1 protein-coding gene is annotated in these 201 nt (G+C 26.4%); it reads right to left on the reverse strand.

Annotation, left to right across the window (positions count from 1 at the left end):
• Positions 1-18 precede the first annotated feature (18 nt).
• A partial coding sequence (locus IAI56_RS16090; RefSeq protein ID WP_187658811.1) for a transposase occupies positions 19-201 on the reverse strand: 183 nt, incomplete at its 5' end.

The raw sequence follows: 201 nt of genomic DNA on the forward strand, positions 1-201 counted from the left end.
TTGATTGTCCGTTTTCTGTCATAATCCTGTAATACCAGCAATTACTAACCTATCGAATAATTTTTCTTCAAAATATCTTCTATTTAACTTGTAAACAAACTCATTTAGGTATAATTGAAGATATTTTCCTTTTATTTTATGATAATTTCCTAAGAAATTACGCTTAGCATTGCTAATTGCAATATGAACCCATTTTAAAGT

Origin of the sequence: Flavobacterium macrobrachii (assembly GCF_014486675.1) — a bacterium.
Lineage (GTDB): Bacteria > Bacteroidota > Bacteroidia > Flavobacteriales > Flavobacteriaceae > Flavobacterium > Flavobacterium macrobrachii.